Here is a 19,922-nt window from a genome sequence, read left to right as displayed (position 1 = left end):
ACTTTCCTAATTGCTGGTTTGCCAATACCGGAACCTGTCGGTCAAAATGTCTGCCGTCCCGACCATGATTTTTTCTGCGATTTCGTCCACGTGCCTGTTTTGCCATTTGGCAAGCGGGGTATTTTTTACCCAACGGTTAAATGCGCCCAATGCAGGACCGCAATGCACCTGGAAGTCGGCCTTGCCTTCCTCGTTACCTTTTAATGCGAGTGCATTGGTATAACCAAAATACCAGCGGAATATGTAAGCCATTTTTTGCTTCGGGTTTCGCTCTGCAATTGCGATTTCTTCGGGCGAGTAATAAGCCTTTACATCCTGGTAAACCTCGTCAAACGTGCGTTTGAAATAGCGCTGCTGGATCTGCAAGCGTGTTTCTTCATCGATTTCTTCCAAAGAATTGTGTGCGCGGTAAAGATCATAAAGCTTGTTGGCCCTGCCGGGGAAAAAAGTGCCTTTCCGCACGACCTGTACCCTAGCGCCAATTTCGAACATATCGCCGGCGGGCGCATACTGGGTATCCTGTACTTCGATGTCTTGCAGCATATCTTTCACCGTAGCGCTCATGCCTGATTCAACGGTGCATTGGTTGATCGAGCCGGTAAGTATAAAATCGGCGCCCATCACGAATGCCGCTGCGGCTGCCTCGGGTGTACCTATACCGCCGGCCGCTCCGACACGTACCTTTTTGGTGTAACCATGGCGTGCGCATAACTCGTCGCGCAAGCGCATGATGCTGGGCAGGAGCGTGAACGCGACACCGCGGTCGGTATGTCCGCCCGAGTCGGCTTCCACGCAGATATCGTCGGCCATGGGGATGTGCCCGGCCAATGCGGCCTCTTCTTCCGTCAGGGCTCCGGCAGCCAGTAGTTTACCCAGTATCGTCGAAGGTGCAGGGCTGAGGAATGCCAGGGCTATCTCCGGCCGTGAGAGCTTGGCCATGATGCGTCGCGGGAAATCGATCGAGCCGTCAGCTTTACGTTTCAGTCCCTTGGCGCGCAAACGGACCAGTTCGGCGGTGATGTTCATATAAGCGGAGGCTTCTATGTTGCGCACGCCATGTTTGATAAACAATGCCACAGCTTCCGTCTCCCGCGAGCCATTCAGCAGGTTCATTCCATACGGTGCGTCCAGTCCTAATTGACCCTGAATGTCGATGATTGCCGATTCGATTTCGTGGGATTTCAATCCACCGGTACCGAAATAACCCAGTAACCCGGCTTTGCCCATCTTCACGACCAGTTCACGGGACGCGATCCCATGCACCATCGCGCCTGTAACGTATGCGTACTTTACCTTGTAATCCTCCTTAAAAGCCTGTGAACCCAACGACGACGGGGTGATAACAATATTGCTCGTCGGCACCGGAGCCGAAACTGTTTTCTGACTTTCTGTGATTTGTTCGAGCGGAGGACCCGCTGTGACAGGCATCGGCCTCTTTTCAATATGCGCCTGCATTTTTTTCAAAACATCACCCGGGCCGATTTCAAAAAACTGTCCTTCTCCTTTTGCGAGCAGGTAACTGATGCTTTCATACCATCGTACTTGCCCCATGATCTGCTGCTGCAAGAGCAGCGCCACTTGATCATCACGATAAGGCCGGGCCGTAACGTTGGCAATCACCGGTATTTGCAATGGTTGAAAGCTGTGGGTGGTGGCAAACCTGCCAAACTCGGCCGCGGCGTCCTTCATGTACCGGGAATGGAACGCACCGCTGACATTCAGGGGGAAATACAGCTTAACTCCGCTTTCCTCGAAAGCCTGCTGCGCAGAAATAATGTCTTCGGTTGGGCCTGTGATGACGATCTGTTCGTAAGAGTTGTGATTGGCGATGTCGATGCCGCCATAGCGGTACTTGTCAAGTACCTCTTTCACCTGGTCGATGTTCATGCCCAGCAATGCGGCCATGCTGCCTCCGGAAGTGTTGCTCATTAGTTCGGCCCTTTTTACGACCAGCCTTAGCCCGGTTTCGAATGAAAATGCGCCGGCGGCAAACAATGCGACGTATTCGCCGAAACTATGTCCGAGCGCGCAATCGGGTTTGCTTTCAGTGCTGATCCTGTCCAGGTAGGAGAGAGCGCTCACCACATATAGAGCGGGTTGGGTAAACTTCGTGTTGTTCAAGCGGCGGTCTGGGTCGCGAAGGCAGAGGTTTACCACATCGTAGCCCAATATATCGTTGGCAGCAGCTACAAGCTCGGGAAATTTCGGGAAGATCGTTTCGCCCATACCCCGTATCTGGGAGCCTTGTCCGGGAAATAAGAACACTTTCATAACGTAAAGCTCAGGTTATAGGAACATTCACTTGCCTCATTCAGGCTGTGTATCAGCAAGGTGGCTCTGTAGGGCAGCCCAAGCTCGTCGTTGATCGCCTGCGCGAAAGCGTCGATTGGCGGGGTCATCCATTGGTTGAATCCGAGTTCCCTCGCGATTTTATCGTACCGGTCTACCCCTCGCATGTGCATTGCAGCATGATCCTTTTCAAAACGGACCACTTCGAAGCTGTATTCGGGACTGGCGTTGAAAATGGCGGACATGGCTATTTTGGCTATCCCGCGGGCGTCGCGTTCAAGATCGGGATGTTGTAAAAGCATCCGGCGGGTTGTTCGGCGTCCCAGGGCGTAAACGGTAGATTTGGAAATGCTTTCGATGATCTCCAAACCGTAACGTTTGCCGATTTCTTGCAGCATCAGACCGTAGAACGCGGAGGTAGTGTTGGAAAGTCCCTGTGCCAGTTGGGCGACTGTGGGTGGGAAGAAGTCTGCGACAAGTTCTTCCCAATGCATTTCAGGCAGGTAAATATCGTTGCCCCTGAAATGTTGCAGTTCGGTGTAGGTGGCTGGTAATGTTGTTATGGGAGTTTTCATGAAAGGCGGATTGATCTTTTTGTATTAAAATGAGTAGGCTATTCCCTGGCTGCTGTGCGCAGTCGAATACAACTTCCTGCACAGGTCAATGACGGGCTGGATCGTGGCGCGATCGTTCATCAGCGTGACATGGTCGGTCGCATTCAGCTCGGTCTTCTCGAAATATGTCAAGTTCTGCTGCCAGGCCGACCAGTACTGCTTATCTTCCAGGGGGACATTATTCCGGTCGTCGAGGATGAAATAGGGCCTCAACGCGCCATAGAACGATCTGGATTGGTTGGCAAAGTAATGGCAGCGTACGCTCGCAGGATCAACCAGCGGCTGCACAAGGTAGTCGGTAAACCGGGAAGCATCCCTGACTTTCAACGCTTTGGTAACAATCGCTTCCAGGTATCCGGCCGGATAGGTGAGGCCACGTGAGCGGGCCAGGATCAGAATCCGGTCGAGAAAGGCCTTATCAGTGGCCTGGTGATCGAGCTCGTTGCGATGAATCAAATGTGAAGTTTGTCCGTTGCGCGGCACCTGTGAGAGCAGCAGCAGGTTAACCGTTTGCAGCAGCATCGTTTTGTAATCAAGCAAGAAGTTGTCCATCCTGTTGGGAATAAAGATTGAATCGATCATCGTAATCGTTGCGACGCTTTGTCCCTGTATTTGCAGCTGACGCGTTATTTCATAAGCCAATGCGCCTCCAAGCGAGAATCCCCCCAGATCATAAGGACTCTGCGGCTGTATGGTCCTGATCATATTCAGGTAGGTGGCCGCCATCTGAGGAATACCCTGAATAGCTCTCCCTTCCCTGATCCATTGGTCGGCTACGACCCCATAAAACGGCCGGTCGCTCACCTGGGCCATGTGCTGATAGCCGTCAATGCCCCCGCCGCCCGGATGAAACCAGAAAACGGGCCTGCCCTTCGAACCTTCATTGAGCAAAATCATACTGTTCCCTGAGAAAAAGGTGTCTTGGTTCTTCACCGGATGCTCACCAAGCAGTTGCTGTAGACCCTCGGGCTCGTGTTGCAAAAGGTAACCTACCAATTCGGCAATGGTAGGATGCTCGAAAATGATGCTGTTGGTGAGTTTAGGCATTGCATTGCGCATTTTCACCAGCAACCTGCTGATCGCGATCGAATCTACGCCGTAGTGGATCAGCATTTCTGTCTCCTGAATTTCCTGCACCGGGATTTTGACCAGCTGCGAAATCGTGTTCTTGAAGTAAACGATCGCGCGCATTTGCAGACTGCCGCTGCCGGCATGAGCGGAGGTATCTATTGATGGCTGATTGGTTGCGGTCTGATGCTCGTTATCGAAAGGCCAGAAGCGCTTGCGTTCGAATGGATAAGTAGGCAGGCTTATCCGTACGGGCCTGCTTTCCTTGTGCAGGCTGTTCCAGTCCACCGCACCGCCGCCGACCCAGCTTTCGGCAAACCAGGCCAGTGAACCGTTCGCTGTAACGCGCGGCTGGGGGGACCTGTTCAGGTTTTTGATATTTCCCTGATACCAGACGCCTTCGAAAGGCATGCCTGTCAGAAAGGCCGATAATGCAGCACAGAGCCCGGTTAGCGAGCTTACTACTACGGCAAAACGCTCTTCCATATGCTGACGACCTACTTGGAGCGTGTAGGCAATACTGCGAAGTGGTTGGTTATTGATTTGGTTGTTTTCAATCGCATCGAGCAGATTTTTTGCCTGTTCACGCAGCCGCTCATTGTTTTTAGCTGACAGCACTATCAGGTGTTCGGCCGGTTCAAGGTACGTTTTCACCCGCTGAGATGGGACATACTCTTCCAATACCAAGTGTGCGCTCACTCCGCCGAAGCCAAAAGAGCTTACGCCTGCGCGCCGCGGTAGTTCTTCGCCGGTTTCATTGCATATCGGGCGCCATTCTTCGGTCTGGCGCACGACATAGAACGGGCTGTTACTGAAATCTATATATGGGTTTAACCGATCCGTATGAAGACTTTTGACCTTTCGTTTGTGCTTCATCTGCAAGAGCGCTTTGGCTACCCCGGCCACGCCGGCCGCCACTTCCAGATGCCCGATATTGGATTTCACCGATCCGATGCCACAATGTTGATCTCCGTTGAAAACCGCGCCGCGCTGCTCGTAGAGGCTGCCAAATGCTTTTTTCAAAGCCCCTACTTCGATCGGGTCACCCAACTCTGTGCCCGTACCATGGGTTTCGATGTAGCCTACCGTGCGCGGATCGACGCCCGCTTTACTGTAAACATGTTCCAGCAAAGAGGCCTGTGCTTTCGGATTGGGTGAGGTAAGCGTGTTGGCCCGCCCGCCATGGTTCTCGGAAGTGCCGCGGATCAGGCCGTAAATATGATCGCCGTCGCGTTCGGCATCTTCGAGCTTTTTGAGGAATAGGACCCCAACCCCCTCGCCCCGGACGTATCCTTTTGCATTGTCCGAAAAGGGCCGACAGCAGCCATCGGGACTCAGTGTGCCCGCCTCGTTTAGGCTGGCAAAAACATCGGGGGAAAGCAGCGTGTTGACCCCACCGGCCAGCGCCATCCGGCAACTGCCCGACCGGATCGCTTCCACAGCCCGGTGAATGGCTACCAGCGAGCTGGAACAAGCGGTTTCAATGGCTTCGCTGGGTCCGTGGATATCAAGAAAGTAGCTCATCCGGTTAGGTCCCATCGAGCCTACCATGCCCATCAGCGAGTGGCTTGCGATCGGCACGCCTGCCTTTGCCAGTAGCTTGCTGTACTCGTAACAGAGTATCCCCATAAAAATGCCCGTGTCCGAGCCCGCCAGGCTTTCCGGGTTGTAGCCTGCATCTTCGATGGCTTTCCAGGTGTGCTGCATCATCAGTCGCTGTTGGGGATCCATTTGCAGCGCCTCGGCAGGTGATATTTTGAAGAAAAGCGGGTCGAATGTGGCCATATCATCCATAAAGCCACCCCATTTGATTTTCAGCTCAGGATAATCACGCCAATCCCACCGGTCGGCAGGAATCTCGGAAATGCAGTGTTTTTCCTGCATCAGGTTATCCCAGAATTGGTTAGCGTCCTTCGCCATCGGAAATTGAAGGCTAAGGCCCACGATTGCGACGGCTGTCTTGTCATCCCGGTCGCTGTTGGCCATTTTAAGAGACAGCTCTGCGCCCAGCTGACCATTGGAAACCTTTTGTCCGGCTGATGGAACCTGCTGGTCTGATTTTACCGCGGGAAACGCGTTGGGATAATTTTCGAGCAAATAGCTGCTGAGCGCGTTCAGGTTATGACAACCAAAAATGATGTTGGGCGTAAGGTCCATGCCAAACTCTGCGTTCAGTTCGTTGGTGAGCTGTGTGATGATGATCGAGTCCAGTCCGTATTCATTTAAATCCACGTCAGGCTCGATCAGCTCCTGGTCGAATTTTAATATTGTCGCAACCTTTTGGGTCAGAATGCTGGTAACCGATCCGGTCCTTAGCGCGCTGAGCTCTTCCAGATGCGTTTTTTGCGCCTCGGCGGGCTGCTGAGTTGGCTGGCCGGCAGATTGCGCAAATACAACCGGGTATTCCTCCGACAGGAATGCGGAAAGCTGCTGCACATCAGGATACCGGAAGAATACCGCCGGGGTCAGGTCCAGTCCGAACTGGTCGTTAAGCTCAATCGCGAACTGGGTGTACAGCACAGAGTCAAAGCCGTATTCGTCCAGATTCTCGTCAGTGGCCAGGTTTGCCGGGTCCATATTCAGCAGCCGGGCAATGCTCTCTATCAGGATTTGTTGAATATGGCTCTTATGGCCGGGAGTAGCGGGTTGTCTGATCTCAACCGGCGCTTGGTTCGGTGATGGCGGGCTTGCCGGGGTAGGGTAAGCCTGCATGAGATCGACCTGGCTATGGCTGATTTCGTTCTGCGCCGCAGCTGACAGCCGATATTCGGCATCGAGTTTGAAAACATCCCGTGCAAAAGGGTAGGTAGGCAGGCTGATCCGGCGTGGTTTATACGGTCCGTATAATTCCGCCCAGGGAATACTGTTTCCCTCGACCCATAGCTGGGCGATGCGTTGATGATCCCCTGATCGTGCAAGACCAATTATTTGTTGATCAAACATTGATTTATCCGGCTGACCTTCGGTGCTCTTTGTTTTCTTTAAGCTTCCTGCATAAATGCCATGCGCCTGCGTGCCGGTACGCAGAAACGCCTCGAGCTTCATCCGGAGCTCGTCCCACGAGCCGGCTATGACGCACAACCGCTCTTTCATGGCATTGCGGCCTACCTGCAATGTGTAGGCTACTTCGGCCAGTGTGTTATCGGTCAGTTTCCCGGAATTTATCAGGCTGATCAGCTGCTGTGCTTGCGCGTGAAGCTGCGCCTGTTTTTTGGCAGATAGCACAAAAATACCTGGCTGGTTGTATGGAGTGGCGGCGGGCCTTTTATCAACGTACTCTTCGATGACCACGTGCGCATTGACACCGCCAAAGCCGAAAGAGCTCACCCCGGCCCGGCGTGGAAGTTCCTTTCCGCTTGCGTCGACCAGCGCTTTCCATGGCTGTGTTTTTTGAACAATAAAGAACGGGCTGCCTTTCAGGTCAATGTAGGGGTTAATAGTCTGGCAATGCAGGGTACGGGTGAGCGTCTGATGCTTCATTTGTAAAAGCACCTTCATCAGGCCGGCCATGCCTGCTGCATATTCCGAATGCCCGATGTTTGTCTTGATCGAACCGATCCCGCAGTGCACGTCTTGGACCTGCTCACTGCCGGTTTCTTTATAAAGCTGCCCGAATGCGGCTTTCAGGGCGTCTATTTCGATCGGATCACCAATTTTGGTGCCTGTGCCATGTGCCTCGATATAGCCGACTGTCCGTGGATCAATACCTGCTTTGGAATAGGCGGCATGTAGTAAAGCCGCCTGGGCGCGCATGTTTGGCGCAGAAAGGGAATTGGCTCTGCCCCCGTGATTGACGGCGGTACTTCTGATCACTCCGTAAATATGGTCACCGTCCCTTTCGGCCAGATCCAGCCTTTTCAGAAGCATGATTCCGGCCCCCTCTGCACGGACGTAGCCATTGGCCTGATCCGAAAACGTTTTGGAACGACCGTCCTTGGAAAGCATGCCTGCCTTGTCGAAACTGATATACGACGGTAGTGACGAAAGTACGGTGACACCTCCGGCAATGGCCACATCACATTCGCCCGACCTTATTTCTCGCACCGCGCGGTGAATCGCCACCAGCGAACTCGAACAGGCCGTATCGACCGGCTCGCTCGTCCCGTGCAGGTTCAGATAATAGCTGACCCGGTTGGGACCAATGCACGAAATAATGCTTGATTGGTGATACCCTTCTGTTTTGACATTCATTTTTGAGACGCGGGCACTGTACTCGTGGCTGGTGATCCCGGTGAACAGGGGCGTGTTGCTGCCATAAAATTGTTCCGGCGCATAACCTGCATCTTCCAGGGCCTTCCAGGTGTGCATTAACAACAGGCGTTGCTGGGGATCGATATACGCGGCCTCACCTGGCGAAATGTTGAAAAAGGACGCGTCGAATGCATTCAGGTCTGTGACAAATCCGCCCCATTTGACATCGGTTTTGTCCGGCTCACTGGCCGCATTTCCAAAATGGCTGCGCCAGTCCCAGCGATCAGCCGGAATTTCGGTGATGCAATCCCTCTCTTCGACCAGGTTTTTCCAGAGCTCTTCCACATTTTCGGACATGGCGAAACTACCACTGATGCCAATAATGGCGATCGGTGCCGAGGCCGGATCGGTATGCTTGTTGTCGGTCGTTTCAGCAGTTTGCGGCTTGTCCGGCTGCGATGCTTGCGATTGCCCGGGCTGCTTGTATATGCCATTGGATGAAAGCGGTATATCGAATGAAGCCGGCAGTTGGTTCTGTAAATGCCCGGCCAGGGCATTCAAAGTACCATATTCGAAAAAGATGGTCGGTGCGATGTGGAGGCCCAGCCCTTCGTTGATTTTAATTGTAAACTCGGTATAGCGAATCGAGTCATAACCATATTCATCCATGCCAATGGCGGGATCGATCTCGGCTGTCGGCACCTTCAAAACCTGGGCAGCATAGCCGCACAAAGCATGGGTTACCCATTCGAGACGGTCTGGCCCGGCGGGTATACTGGCCTGCTGATTTGGAAGGGAAGGTTCGGGGATTGCCCGTGGTGCGGCGTCCGCAGCCAATGACTGCGTCTGTGTATCCTCCTTATATGCATTACCCAGGTACGCGGCCAGCGAGGCTATTGTACTATGCTGGAAAAAAAGTACGGGGGTAATATCTGATTGAAAAGTTTCATTCAGTCTGAGCGCAAAGTCGGTATACAGGATCGAATCGAAACCGTACTCTTCCAAAGGTGCTTTCGGATCCAGGGCGGCGGGGGAAGATTTCAGGATGTCGGCCGCGATTTGCACCAGCTTCCGGACCAGGTCGTCGTTGAGGTTACTTTCTTGATTTGCCACTGTAGGTTCATTTAAAGGTTCTTGTTGAATAGTAGAGGGATTCTTTGTCAGGTCAATTTGGAGCTTGCTGGAAAGTGGCTCTATGTCTCCCTGCATCACCAGTACATGGTCCTGTGGCGAGCAGAGAATGCTGTAAAATGCGTGGAGGCCTTTGCGGGTTTCCAGAGGCACCATGCCCGCATACCTGTATAAAGCTGCAATGCCAGAGTCGGTGATCCGCATCCCGCCCTCTTTCCAGAAAGGCCAGCTGATCGATATTGTTTTGCCGCTGCGTTTACCTTGAATAACCAGATCGTTCCGGTAGCGTGCATACTCATCCATGAAAGTGTTCGCCGCTCCATAATCCGACTGACCGATGTTCCCCAGCACGCCGCTGGTTGATGAGAAAAGAGCAAAGAAATCCAGCTGCATGTCTGCGCTGGTTTCGTCCAGATGGATCAGGCCAGGTACCTTTGGGGCCAGCACCTTTTCGAACTCGTCCCTGGTTTTTCGGATGATATAGTTGTCGTTGATCACGCCCGCAGCGTGCAGGATGGCATTCAACCTGCCAAAAGTGTTCGTGATCCAGTCCATCGTTCCCCGCAGATCCGCCGCGTTGGCTACGTCCAGCTGCCGGTAGATGACGGTAGCTCCTTTGTTCTGCCAGGTACTTAACCGGGTTTCGTTTTCGGCGGACAACGGGCTGCGGCCGGTGAGAATGATGGTCGTCCGTAAGGCCATACGCATGATCTCCTCTGCGAAAACAAGGCCGAGGCCGCCCATTCCTCCGGTGATCAGGTATATGCCGTTATTTTTCCAGGGGTTAGTAGCTATTGATTGCTCCTGGATCGGCCGCCAGCTCTTGATTAATCTTTGTCCGTTCTGATAGCGCACCTGGTGGTCGGTAGCCAGCGCTTTATTGACCAGTAGTACTGCCGGTAGATCGCCACTATCGCTTTTCCATTCGATGATTTGGGTATGGACTTTCGCGTACTCGGCGGATGTGGTTTTCAAAAGCCCGCTCAGGCCGGACAGGAGCCCTGCCGGCTCGCCGCCACCTACTACCACTTGCAGCAGTATCTTTCCCCGGCCTTGCACTGCCATGTCTTGTACGATTTCCAGCAGCTTCCAGGCGTGGTATGAGAAAACTGCCGCCGTACCGGCTTGGTCACTTTCGAGTATGTGATGCTCGATCCCTTGCCATTTCGGGTCTTCGGCGCATGAGGGCGGATATCCTGTCTGGCATAATACGGCGATATGATTGTCGAAATGGGATGTACCGGATGCCAGGCCTGGCTGATCCGTCCAGAAGCTTTCGAGTTTGTGAACATCCGCGTCGTGTTCAATCGCGATTGTTTCCGGTCGCCTCCTGGCGCTTCTTCCCACATAACCGCTTATTCTCACGCACACCTTTCCCGAAGCATTGCACAAGTCGATATCCAAAGGGACATCGACGGCCTGAGCGGCCTTGCCAGTATGCACAACAACCCACCGGGCATCGTTACATGGGCTGAATACCTCGATCAGTTTTGTCGTGAAAGGAAGCGGTGTTTTGACCTGAATTCCGTTGGCAATATCAACGGCCAGCCAGCCCATGGTCGCTTGCAAAGCGGCATCCATGTACCCGGGATGAAGGGTAAACGAGGTTGTTTCGGGCTCTGGAATGCCCGTTTTTAATTTTGCTACGATTCGCTGATCACCGATCGTTAGTTGACTGATCATCCGGTGAGAGGGGCCGTAGTCAAAGCCGGCCTGGGTCAGCAATTGGTAAAAATACTCCGATTCCATCGGATGCAGGTCTTCCCGGGAGAGAAAGTAGGATGAATCCCGCGAGGGTGACTGAGTGGGTTTGACTACAAGCGCAGTCCCACGGCTGTGTGTTGTTTTAAGATGCAGTTTATCGAAGGAAAATGCCTCAAAATCCCATTCTCCATCCTGCTTTTTTTTGATTTCAACGTGCAGCGTTGCCGGATCGGTATGAATAATCAATGGAGAAGTCCATACCATATTTTTTAAATTAATAATTTCATTTTCGGTAATTTCTTTTTCAATATGCCGATGAACCGCCCGGCAGGCAAGCTCCATGTAAACGACTGCCGGCAATATCTTTTGACCTGAGAAAATATGGTCTTTTAAAAAAAATTCATTGCCTGAAAGTGTTATTGACGATGACATTTGTGTACCGTTAAGACGGGTGTGGTAATCTGGCGAGCCCAAATAAGTCGCCGGCCGACCTGGTGGAAGCCAGTGCACGTTTCCCTGAAAGGGATAGGTAGGCATGGCTATCCGACGTGCCCCGCTATCTTGAAATAGCGGGGTCCAGTCGCCATTATAGCCGCAGGTGTACAGTGCCGCCAGCTGGTGCAGGCGTTCCAGATAAATGCTTTCAATCGGTTTGTCATGCGTGCCGCATGCGGCGAGAAGCTGATCTGCCTGCTGCTGTTGCGTGAGAGACAATGGCGCTTTCGCTTCTTGGTCCAATTGCGGGGCATTTTGCAATGAGACAGACAGGCTCTGCAAATCTGTGGCAATGAATGCCCAGCGCACTTGGAAATGCTCTCTTCCGGTTAGCAGCGTGAAACTGATGTCAGCCAGGGTAGTATGGCTTCCTTCTCTACTGACCCAGTTGCGTAAAGATGCAATCTTTTGATTAAGCGCATCAGCGTTTTTGGCTGATAAGCAGATGAGGTATCCGGGCATCTGCCGGAGCGCGTCGCGGTTCGGCGCTGTGGTTTCTTCCAGGACCACATGCGCATTGGTACCACCGAAACCAAAAGAACTTACGCCTGCTCTTCTCGTATAAGTTTCTCCGCTTTCGTTTGGAGCTATTGCCCATTCCCTTGTCTTATCTACGATATAAAACGGAGTGCCGGAAAGAGAAATCCGGCTGTTGAGTTGTCGAAAATTGGCAAGGCCAGGCAATTGCCGGTGTTTCATTGCCAGCAAGACCTTGATGACGCCCGCGACACCGGCCGCCGATTCCAGATGCCCGATACTGGCTTTGACTGAGCCCAGACCGCAATACCCTGATTTTTTTGTATCCGTCTGGAAGTGCCTGGTGAATGCATTAATCAGCCCCTCTAACTCGATGGGATCCCCCTTGGGCGTGCCTGTGCCGTGCGCCTCCACGTAGCTGATCGTTTCGGGAGCCAGTCCGGAACGTTTTACAGCACGTGCTATGACCTCCGCTTGTGCGTTAGTGCTCGGGTAGGTGAGCGTATAGGTCTTCCCGCAATGGTTCACCGCGCTGCCGCGCAGGATGCCATGAATCGTGTCTCCGTCTTCCAGCGCTGCTTGCAGCGATTTTAACAGCAGAACGCCGGCACCTTCGCTACGCACATAGCCATCAGCGCTTTGATCGAAGCTTTTGCAGCTTCCCGTCGGCGAGAGCATGCCCGCCTTAGCGAAGGCGATGTGTTTGGCCGGAGTAAACATCATGCTGATTCCCCCGGCTAATGCCAGTCCGCACTCGCCGACCTGTATCGATTGGGCTGCCATGTGAATGGCCTGCAATGAGCTTGAACAGGCCGTGTCGACCGGCACGCTGGGGCCTTTGAAATTGAAAAAGTAAGAGAGCCGGTTAGCGACAATCGCGGCGGAAGTGCCTGTCCCATAGTGAGCTTCCAGGTTGTCCGCGCGCTCGGCGAGCTCTTTATAATCATGGTTGAAAACACCCAGGAAAATGCCCGTATCGCTTCCCGACACCCTGGAAGGTGGTATGCCCGCATCTTCGAGGCAGCTCCAGGTCAGTTCAAGCATGATGCGCTGCTGCGGGTCCATCAACTCGGCCTCTTTGCCTGAAAGCTGGAAGAATGCGGCATCGAAACGACCGGCGTCTCGGATAAACCCACCCCATTTTCCCGACTGTCCGTCACCGGGCAATTTGTCCTTGTATTCCTTCCAGTTCCATCTTTCAATTGGGATCTCTGAAACGCCGGACGCGCCTCTGAGCAGATTCTGCCAGAACGCATTATAGTTGTCCGCCCCGGGAAAACGGCAGGCCATTCCAATAATTGCAACAGGTTGTTGGGCAGAATGGTTTCTGAGCTTGTCCATTGTTTTCTGTTTGAGGTAAGTGTCATTATAATGGCCTTGCGGCATAGGATATGAGTTGCGACTGACTGACCGGCATTACAGGACATAGGATTCCAATCGCAATCAACGGCCCTAACGCTTGTTAGTATACGATGCTTTGTTTTGCGATTTATGATAGCCGGAGTTTGTATCCGAACACGTTATCGGGCCCAATCAGCCGCCAGCCACTAAACAGTGCAATTCGGTCACAACCGGTGCGCTATCGGAAGACAGCAATAGTTCTTGGCCGACAGATCCTTCCGGCTCTGCCTTGAACAACGGCCTGCCGGCTGCTCACTTTCGATCTGGCCTGCTGCCGGCGAGCCGAGACATTTCTTCCGGATGCGGCCAGTTTTGATTCACTGGGGGCACACATCAGTCCGGTTGATTTTCCCGCTTTAGAAATTGCCCCTGTAAGAAGGGCAATCTGGGTCTTTCGGATCGTTCATGAAATTTGGTCTTTTAAAGGAATGAATAAGTATTTTAAGAGTTAGGGGGACCACAAATGACGAAGCTTCTTTGATAAAGCAATATAAAACTAATTTTATTAATTATGTATAATTTAGTCTACAAAATTCAACGAATTAATTTTATATATCTTTTTTGTACTGAAGTAGGGTGAATAAATTGTGTTACTGGAAGTGGTTGATCATCAGTAATTTGATTTTTGCCCTGTTTCCGTGTACAGAAAGGATTCGATTCGCTTGAGTAGCGCATGCTAAAATGTCAATTCTTTTACCCATGTCGGCAGCTTTTTCGCCTGCTCACCAACAGCCAACCGGCAAACGTATCTGTCTGATACTGGCACTTCCCGTATATACCAGTTGGTCCGGTTCAGGCAAGCCTTATTGTTTTCAACGTGAAAGCTGTTTAAAGGGATATTCAATCCTTTTCCATCGGCTTTTATTACACATTCTTTTTCTGTCCAATATTTGTAAAAGCTAAGAAGTTTGTCGCCCGACTGCTGTATTCGCACCCGCTCGTCCTCGAGCATTATTTGATAATATGATTCTATATCAATGGGCCTTATTTGTTCGATATCCACACCTACTCTGCCATGGGTAGTAATAGCAGAGACGACGCAGCCAGCAGAATGTGCAATGTTAAAATCAATGCAGGAACCGGCTATAAAAGGCCTGTTGTATTTGGAATATTGCAAATCACCCGGCAACCAGATATCGGAACAGCCGAGTTCAGAGAACCCGTGCTGGACAAGTAGCTTGCCTAGTAGCGATGCCCACCGTGTCTCAGGGCGTTTATACCTGGTCACAGAGCCCTGCATATTGGACGGCAGTTGAACGAGGAGTCGTTCGAAGTTGGCCTGATTGGAACACTGAGAGAAGAAAGTATAGCTTATCAATAGCATGATCGTTAAGAATATCGTTTGCAAAGACGGGCATTGGTTTTTTATTTCTCAGAGTATTCCCTTCCGGATATTTAAAAGCCTCCATTGCCGCGTTGCAGGATCATATCCGAACGTGTAAATATTCTCCTTCTTATCAGCTGAGTTGGCCAGATTGAAGTTGAAACTGATGCCACTAACGAGCATATTCCCCCGCGTATCGAAACGGATCTTACGGGGTTTGTCATCGCCGCGGTCTCCCAGCGTCTCGAGGGTGAGGGTCTTTACCGGCTCGCCTTCGAATCCACCATTGGGCGCCAGGGCGAGGCTATATATTTCGCTGGATCTGGCTCGCCCCAGGAATAGTGCTTTCTGGCCATCCAGGTAGCATAGCCCGATGCCCATCGCGTCGATGCCTGCCAGTGTAGCGATGATTTCGGGATCTTCACCGATTGAAATAGCATAAATGCTTCCCGCTTCCTCGCCTACATCGCTGCCTGCGACGGAGGTTGCGTAGAGGATGTCGGTTTCGCAATCGTAGGCGAGACCCATCAGGCCGTAGGGATTGCCTGTGTGAGCTTGTTTGTCGGAAGGAAGCGTAATATAAGGGGACATCTCACCCGTCTGGCTATCCACTTTATATATAGTATTCTGCTTTCCGGGGTCATTTTTCAAGGTATTGATAAAAGGTCTGGGGATGACATAGCTGTTGCCCTGACGATCAGTAACAACTGCTCCGAGGTGCCCGGCCATATCCCATCCTGGCATCCTGAATAATTTGTAGGGCACTCCGGCGGAAGGGAATTGTACCAATGAGAGGCCAGTGGTCCCTTTTTCAGCAACACTGAAACCGAATGGCTTACCGGGCAGGAATCCGGCGTGCGCAAGGTATTTCGGCGCCCCTTTGCATTCGGCGATGACGGTAATGCCGGTTTCGCTGATTGCCGTTTTGTTTTTTTTGCATCCTGCATTCCCTATTAGCGTCGCGGCTGCTACCACATGTAGAAATCGTCTCATTTTATACATAGGATCATTCGGGGATAAACATCGGGCCGGCGATGCAAGGGTACGCTTCGGTTTGATAGACACCGTCGACGAGCCGGGCTTTGGCCCAGCAATACTCGTTTCCTTTCGTGTCGTCGTTCTTCATTTGCGGAACATACCACACCACCACGCGTTGGTTGGTGAGAGCTTCGGGTTGGGGTTCGATGAACTTCTCGGGCCCCTGGCGGTAATCGACATTGCAGCATGGGCCAATCGTCGGTAAATCGCTCGTTCCTTCGTCGGCTTGTGGTTTGTTCACTGTGAAATAAATATAGGCATGGTCACCGCGCCCGCCATCGCCAAACTGTCCGTTACCCGGTACGAGGCGCATCGAAGCATTGTCGCTCGCGATCCGGAGCATGGCGCCATCGGTGTAGCGGGTCTCTGGTCCCTGTAACCGCCAGCCTTCCCTGGAAATGGGCTGAAAGCCATTGCCGTTCCACTCCGAGATGGCATTACTTTTACCCGCCAGCGCGATCCGGAATACCGGCCGGTATGTACCATCGTTCCCGCAACCACGACCGATGTTCGCCGCAGCAATCCGGAAGCGCCCGTCGTTGTAGAACTCATACCGCTGGAAGTATTCATAATTGCAGGGAGAGGGCCAGCCCTCGCTTCGGTAATATTGTTCGATGGCAAATCCCGTGCGCTTGCCTTGCTCCAATAGTTCAACCACCTTCGGCGCTTCTACCGCTACCACGGTCGCCGAGCTGAAATAAGGACAACCCACTGCGTCGCTGTACCCGAATCCGTCAGTATTACTATAACTTACGTGCCAATCGACCAGCTTGGCATTATCAAGCACCTTTCTGCCTTTGAATGCGACATCCGAAATGCGAAGGCCGTCGTTGCTGGTGATCATGTAACTTAAAGCCCAATCGTTGCGTTTGAGGTTGGTTTCTGTTTTACAAAAACAATTGGTAATGGCCTCGTTCTGTACCCTGCGTTCCGAAGCGAATGTGGTGGTGACGGTGGGGGTGTCACCCAGGTTCGTCCATCGAAGACCGGCAATCCGCAGGTCGGTCAGATCGACGATCGTCCATAATGCCTTCTGCTCCCTCACGAACGTCGGGGCAACACAGAGGTGCTTGCTGCGTTCACACCGGCTCTGGTTCAGGGCCGTCTTGGTGTCGGCCATCAAGGCGTCTTTTTCCTGAGGCCTTACGCCCAGCGCATTGCGGACGCGCGCGTTGGCGACGGCGAGTTTAATGGCCAGCTGTTTCAAATGTGCAGGTAACTCGGGTTGCATGGCCACATAGTGCGCTGCCTGAAACACCCGCGCCTGCCGGATGGAAACCAGCGCGATTGTTGTAATGTTTTTGGCAAAATTATACATCTCCACCCGGTAGCACGGGCCCTGTGCCAGAATGGATTTGTGCGCGGTGGTCAGGTCGCTTTCCCGCGCCGGGTAAATGCCAAATATTTCGTTGCGATAGGCCTTCCCTGTGCTGTCCCTTACAAATTGAAGAAAAGTCCCGTCCTGCATGCAGATTGATTGTGCTTGTTTTTCCTGCTCACTGAGCTCCCGCTGCAAAGGCAGAATCGGAACTGGGTCTTTCAGGGCTTTCCGGATCAGGTTCTGGTATTCGGTTAGCTCAGGAATCACCGCATCGGCCGAATCACTGTCTTCGATCAGTTGCGCCGTCTGTCCGTATGCGTCCACAGGGGTAGAGGCCACTCTTTTTTTTGTCTCTGAGCAGGAAAAGAGTAATATAGTCAGGGTAAACAAGCCTATGAATAGGGCATTAAAACACATCTGGAATTTCCTCATGAGGTAATGCTAAGTGTTTGGGAGAATAGGTAATTGTATCATTAAGGCTCTGCAAAAAGTCAATCAGCGCCTGTTTATCTTCGGTTTTCATCGAGATAGGTTTAATCCATGGACTTTTGAACGGATTTTTCCGACCATCGCCTGGCCAGTTTCCGTAGGTGAGGTTCCTTCCCCCGTTTTCAAAAACAGCTAATGCTTCATTGAGATCTGCCGCGCTGCCGTCGTGGAAATACGGCGCTGTAAACCGCAGATTTCTCAGAGTAGGTATCTTGAACCGGCCTTTGTCGGAGTCTTTTCCGGTCACATGATACAGGCCCTGATCATTACCGGGATAATTGCCATTTTGATGATTATACAGGCCGATATTAGCAAACTGCTCTTGGACAGGCATGGTGGAGTCCGCGCCGAAAGTAGGTGGCCTGTGGCAACGGGCACAGCCGTAGGCATTCGAAAAAAACAGCTGCTCACCCCGCCGGGCGGAAACGGAAATCGCATCTGAATGCCCGGCCTTGTAGCGATCGTACGGAGACGAGAAACTGTTCAATGTGAGCAGAAAGGAAGCTAGCAGGGATTTTACCTCATCCCACGTAAGACGCTTTCCGCAAGAGCCGGAAAGCGATGCGCAATACCTGGCATACAGGGGATCCCTCGAAAGTTTTGCCAGAAAAGCAGTGTCGTTTGGGGACAGGCCCATTTCTATGGGATTGGTGCCAAAAAGCGGCCCATCCATCTGAACGGTCAGAGAAGTAATATCGGGATTGGCCCAATTCAAATAATTCTGGCGGGAAATGTTGAGCAATGTTGGTGTGTTTCGGAAATGCAAATCAGCGAACACGCCCGGAGACTTGCGGTAACCATCGGTAAAGGCCAGTGCCGGATTGTGACAACTGGCGCAGCTTTTGGTGCCCGTGACAGAAAGTCTCTTGTCAAAGAAAAGGGCTTCGCCTACCAGATAGCGCAGGCTGTCGGATTCACTTTTTTTTGTGTGTGTATGGTCGGAAGGCCATCCGTGTAGAATTATTACCGATCCTGAGAGGAGTATCAGCAAATACCAGCTCTTCCTTAAACTGCGGGCCATATTAAACAAATCTTCTGAATGATTCGGGTAATAAAATAGTGTGTGTATAGTTTCTACTGCATGTCCCGGAGCAATTCTCCGGGACATCTTTCCTCTTACCTTACCACAATGATGCGTTGCGAGTGTAGTTTCCCGCCGGTTTGCTCAATCACTACTATATGCGTGCCGCTCACGAATCCGCGAGTGCTGATCGTTTGTTGCGGCTTGCTTCCCGAGTCGTATACGAGCCTGCCCGCTGCGTCGAAAATACTCACCTTTTTGACCAATGGCCAGTTTACGGAGGTTATTTTCAACAAATCTGATACCGGGTTCGGCGACAGGGTGGCGTTGAATGCACCTTCGAAGTTGACGGACCGGATTGCACTGAACGTAAAACTGCCGTCATTGCCGCCCGCGGCGCGGTCTACCATCTTCAACCGGTACAGGTTCTGGCCGGCTTGCGGCTGAGCGTCTGTGTAAGTATAGTGGCGAACCTGAGCGCTCTCACCGGCACTATTTACACGTGCCAGCGAAATCCACGCTTTACCGTCCGAGCTGCGTTGTACTTCGAAATAATCACTGTTGGTTTCCTCAGAGGTAGTCCAGTTGAGCAATGCAATATCGCCCTCTGCAACTGCTGAGAATGAGACCAGTTTGACCGGTAAGGGGCTTTCCCAGGTAAGGGTGTAAGTCGCCGGGGTCGGGTCGGGGAAGCCCGCATTGTCGACATATGCATATGTGAACGACGTGCTCGTATAACCACCGCCTGTTAGTTTGATTTCAAGATTTTCCAATACCAGGTTCGTGATCGTGAACGGATTCGATGGCGATACCGGGTTCACACCGTCATTGCCTACTGTAACTTGCGTGCCCCCATACCAGAGCTCCCCATTTGTTGGCAGAGAGGTAACCAGAATGGTTCGGGTTTGAAGCGGGCCACCCGATGAATTGTCCTCCGGATCGCTTCCCGTAAGCGCAGGCGCAAGAATGCCATCCAATGGAATGAGCGCGTTCACCGCCGGCTGGCTAGCCAGCTGGGCGGACTTGTTATCTGATTCAGGCACTTGCTGGATTCCAAAATTGACATTCGGGCGATCTATGGTCGTTACGACAGCCTGTAAAATACCGTCGACGGTTCCGTCGCTTCCGGCAGTAAGCCCGACATTTTCCCCGGTGTTAACCCATCCTGTTGGCAGGCTCACCGATGTGGCAGGTGCCGATCCGCTAGCTGCTGGTGTGGTGCTGATCGTCACCATATAGGTTGTCGAAGGCGTTACGTTGTTGAAAATGTAATTACCCGACGCGTCGATCGGCGTGGTAGCCACGAACACGCCTGACTGAGTGAACAGGTTTGCATGTAGCGGCGTTCCGGACGGCGAT

General features: G+C 52.3%; 8 protein-coding genes. All 8 read right to left on the bottom strand.

Annotated elements, in window-relative coordinates; translation table 11 throughout:
* Window positions 1-6: 6 nt before the first annotated feature.
* On the bottom strand, window positions 7-2,271 hold the full coding sequence (gene fabD / locus AC2YIT_RS31600; protein ID WP_487281852.1) for an ACP S-malonyltransferase: 2,265 nt from the start codon (window positions 2,269-2,271) through the stop codon (window positions 7-9).
* A complete protein-coding gene (locus AC2YIT_RS31595; RefSeq protein WP_487281851.1) occupies window positions 2,268-2,864 on the bottom strand; it encodes a hypothetical protein in 597 nt (198 codons plus the stop codon). The genes fabD and AC2YIT_RS31595 overlap by 4 nt, the downstream gene beginning before the upstream one ends.
* 24 nt (window positions 2,865-2,888) lie before the next feature.
* Window positions 2,889-13,310 (bottom strand): SDR family NAD(P)-dependent oxidoreductase, encoded by a 10,422-nt coding sequence (locus tag AC2YIT_RS31590; RefSeq protein WP_487281850.1) that lies wholly within the window; start codon window positions 13,308-13,310, stop codon window positions 2,889-2,891.
* A gap of 736 nt (window positions 13,311-14,046) precedes the next feature.
* Window positions 14,047-14,718: a 4'-phosphopantetheinyl transferase family protein gene (locus tag AC2YIT_RS31585; protein WP_487281849.1), complete on the bottom strand. Its 672-nt coding sequence runs from the start codon at window positions 14,716-14,718 to the stop codon at window positions 14,047-14,049.
* 24 nt (window positions 14,719-14,742) lie between these two features.
* A complete protein-coding gene (locus AC2YIT_RS31580) occupies window positions 14,743-15,687 on the bottom strand; it encodes a hypothetical protein (RefSeq protein WP_487281848.1) in 945 nt (314 codons plus the stop codon).
* A gap of 13 nt (window positions 15,688-15,700) precedes the next feature.
* Window positions 15,701-17,392 carry a hypothetical protein gene (locus AC2YIT_RS31575; protein ID WP_487281847.1) on the bottom strand — a complete coding sequence of 564 codons (1,692 nt, stop codon included), beginning with the start codon at window positions 17,390-17,392 and terminating at the stop codon, window positions 15,701-15,703.
* 67 nt (window positions 17,393-17,459) lie between these two features.
* Window positions 17,460-18,563: a cytochrome c peroxidase gene (locus AC2YIT_RS31570; protein WP_487281846.1), complete on the bottom strand. Its 1,104-nt coding sequence runs from the start codon at window positions 18,561-18,563 to the stop codon at window positions 17,460-17,462.
* 95 nt (window positions 18,564-18,658) lie between these two features.
* Window positions 18,659-19,922, bottom strand: a 1,264-nt coding sequence (locus AC2YIT_RS31565) for a T9SS type A sorting domain-containing protein (RefSeq protein WP_487281845.1), incomplete at its 5' end; no start/stop codon positions are given.

It is taken from the genome of Dyadobacter sp. SRI_021 (genome assembly GCF_057586235.1).
Note: the sequence above shows the minus strand (reverse complement) of the source record. Positions and strands in the feature narration are given on the sequence as shown.

Excerpts from the sequence above, each read along its gene's own strand:
- fabD (WP_487281852.1), bottom strand. The coding sequence starts at position 2,271 with ATGAAAGTGTTCTTATTTCCCGGACAAGGCTCCCAGATACGGGGTATG.
- AC2YIT_RS31595 (WP_487281851.1), bottom strand. The coding sequence starts at position 2,864 with ATGAAAACTCCCATAACAACATTACCAGCCACCTACACCGAACTGCAA.
- AC2YIT_RS31590 (WP_487281850.1), bottom strand. The coding sequence starts at position 13,310 with ATGGACAAGCTCAGAAACCATTCTGCCCAACAACCTGTTGCAATTATT.
- AC2YIT_RS31580 (WP_487281848.1), bottom strand. The coding sequence starts at position 15,687 with ATGAGACGATTTCTACATGTGGTAGCAGCCGCGACGCTAATAGGGAAT.
- AC2YIT_RS31570 (WP_487281846.1), bottom strand. The coding sequence starts at position 18,563 with ATGGCCCGCAGTTTAAGGAAGAGCTGGTATTTGCTGATACTCCTCTCA.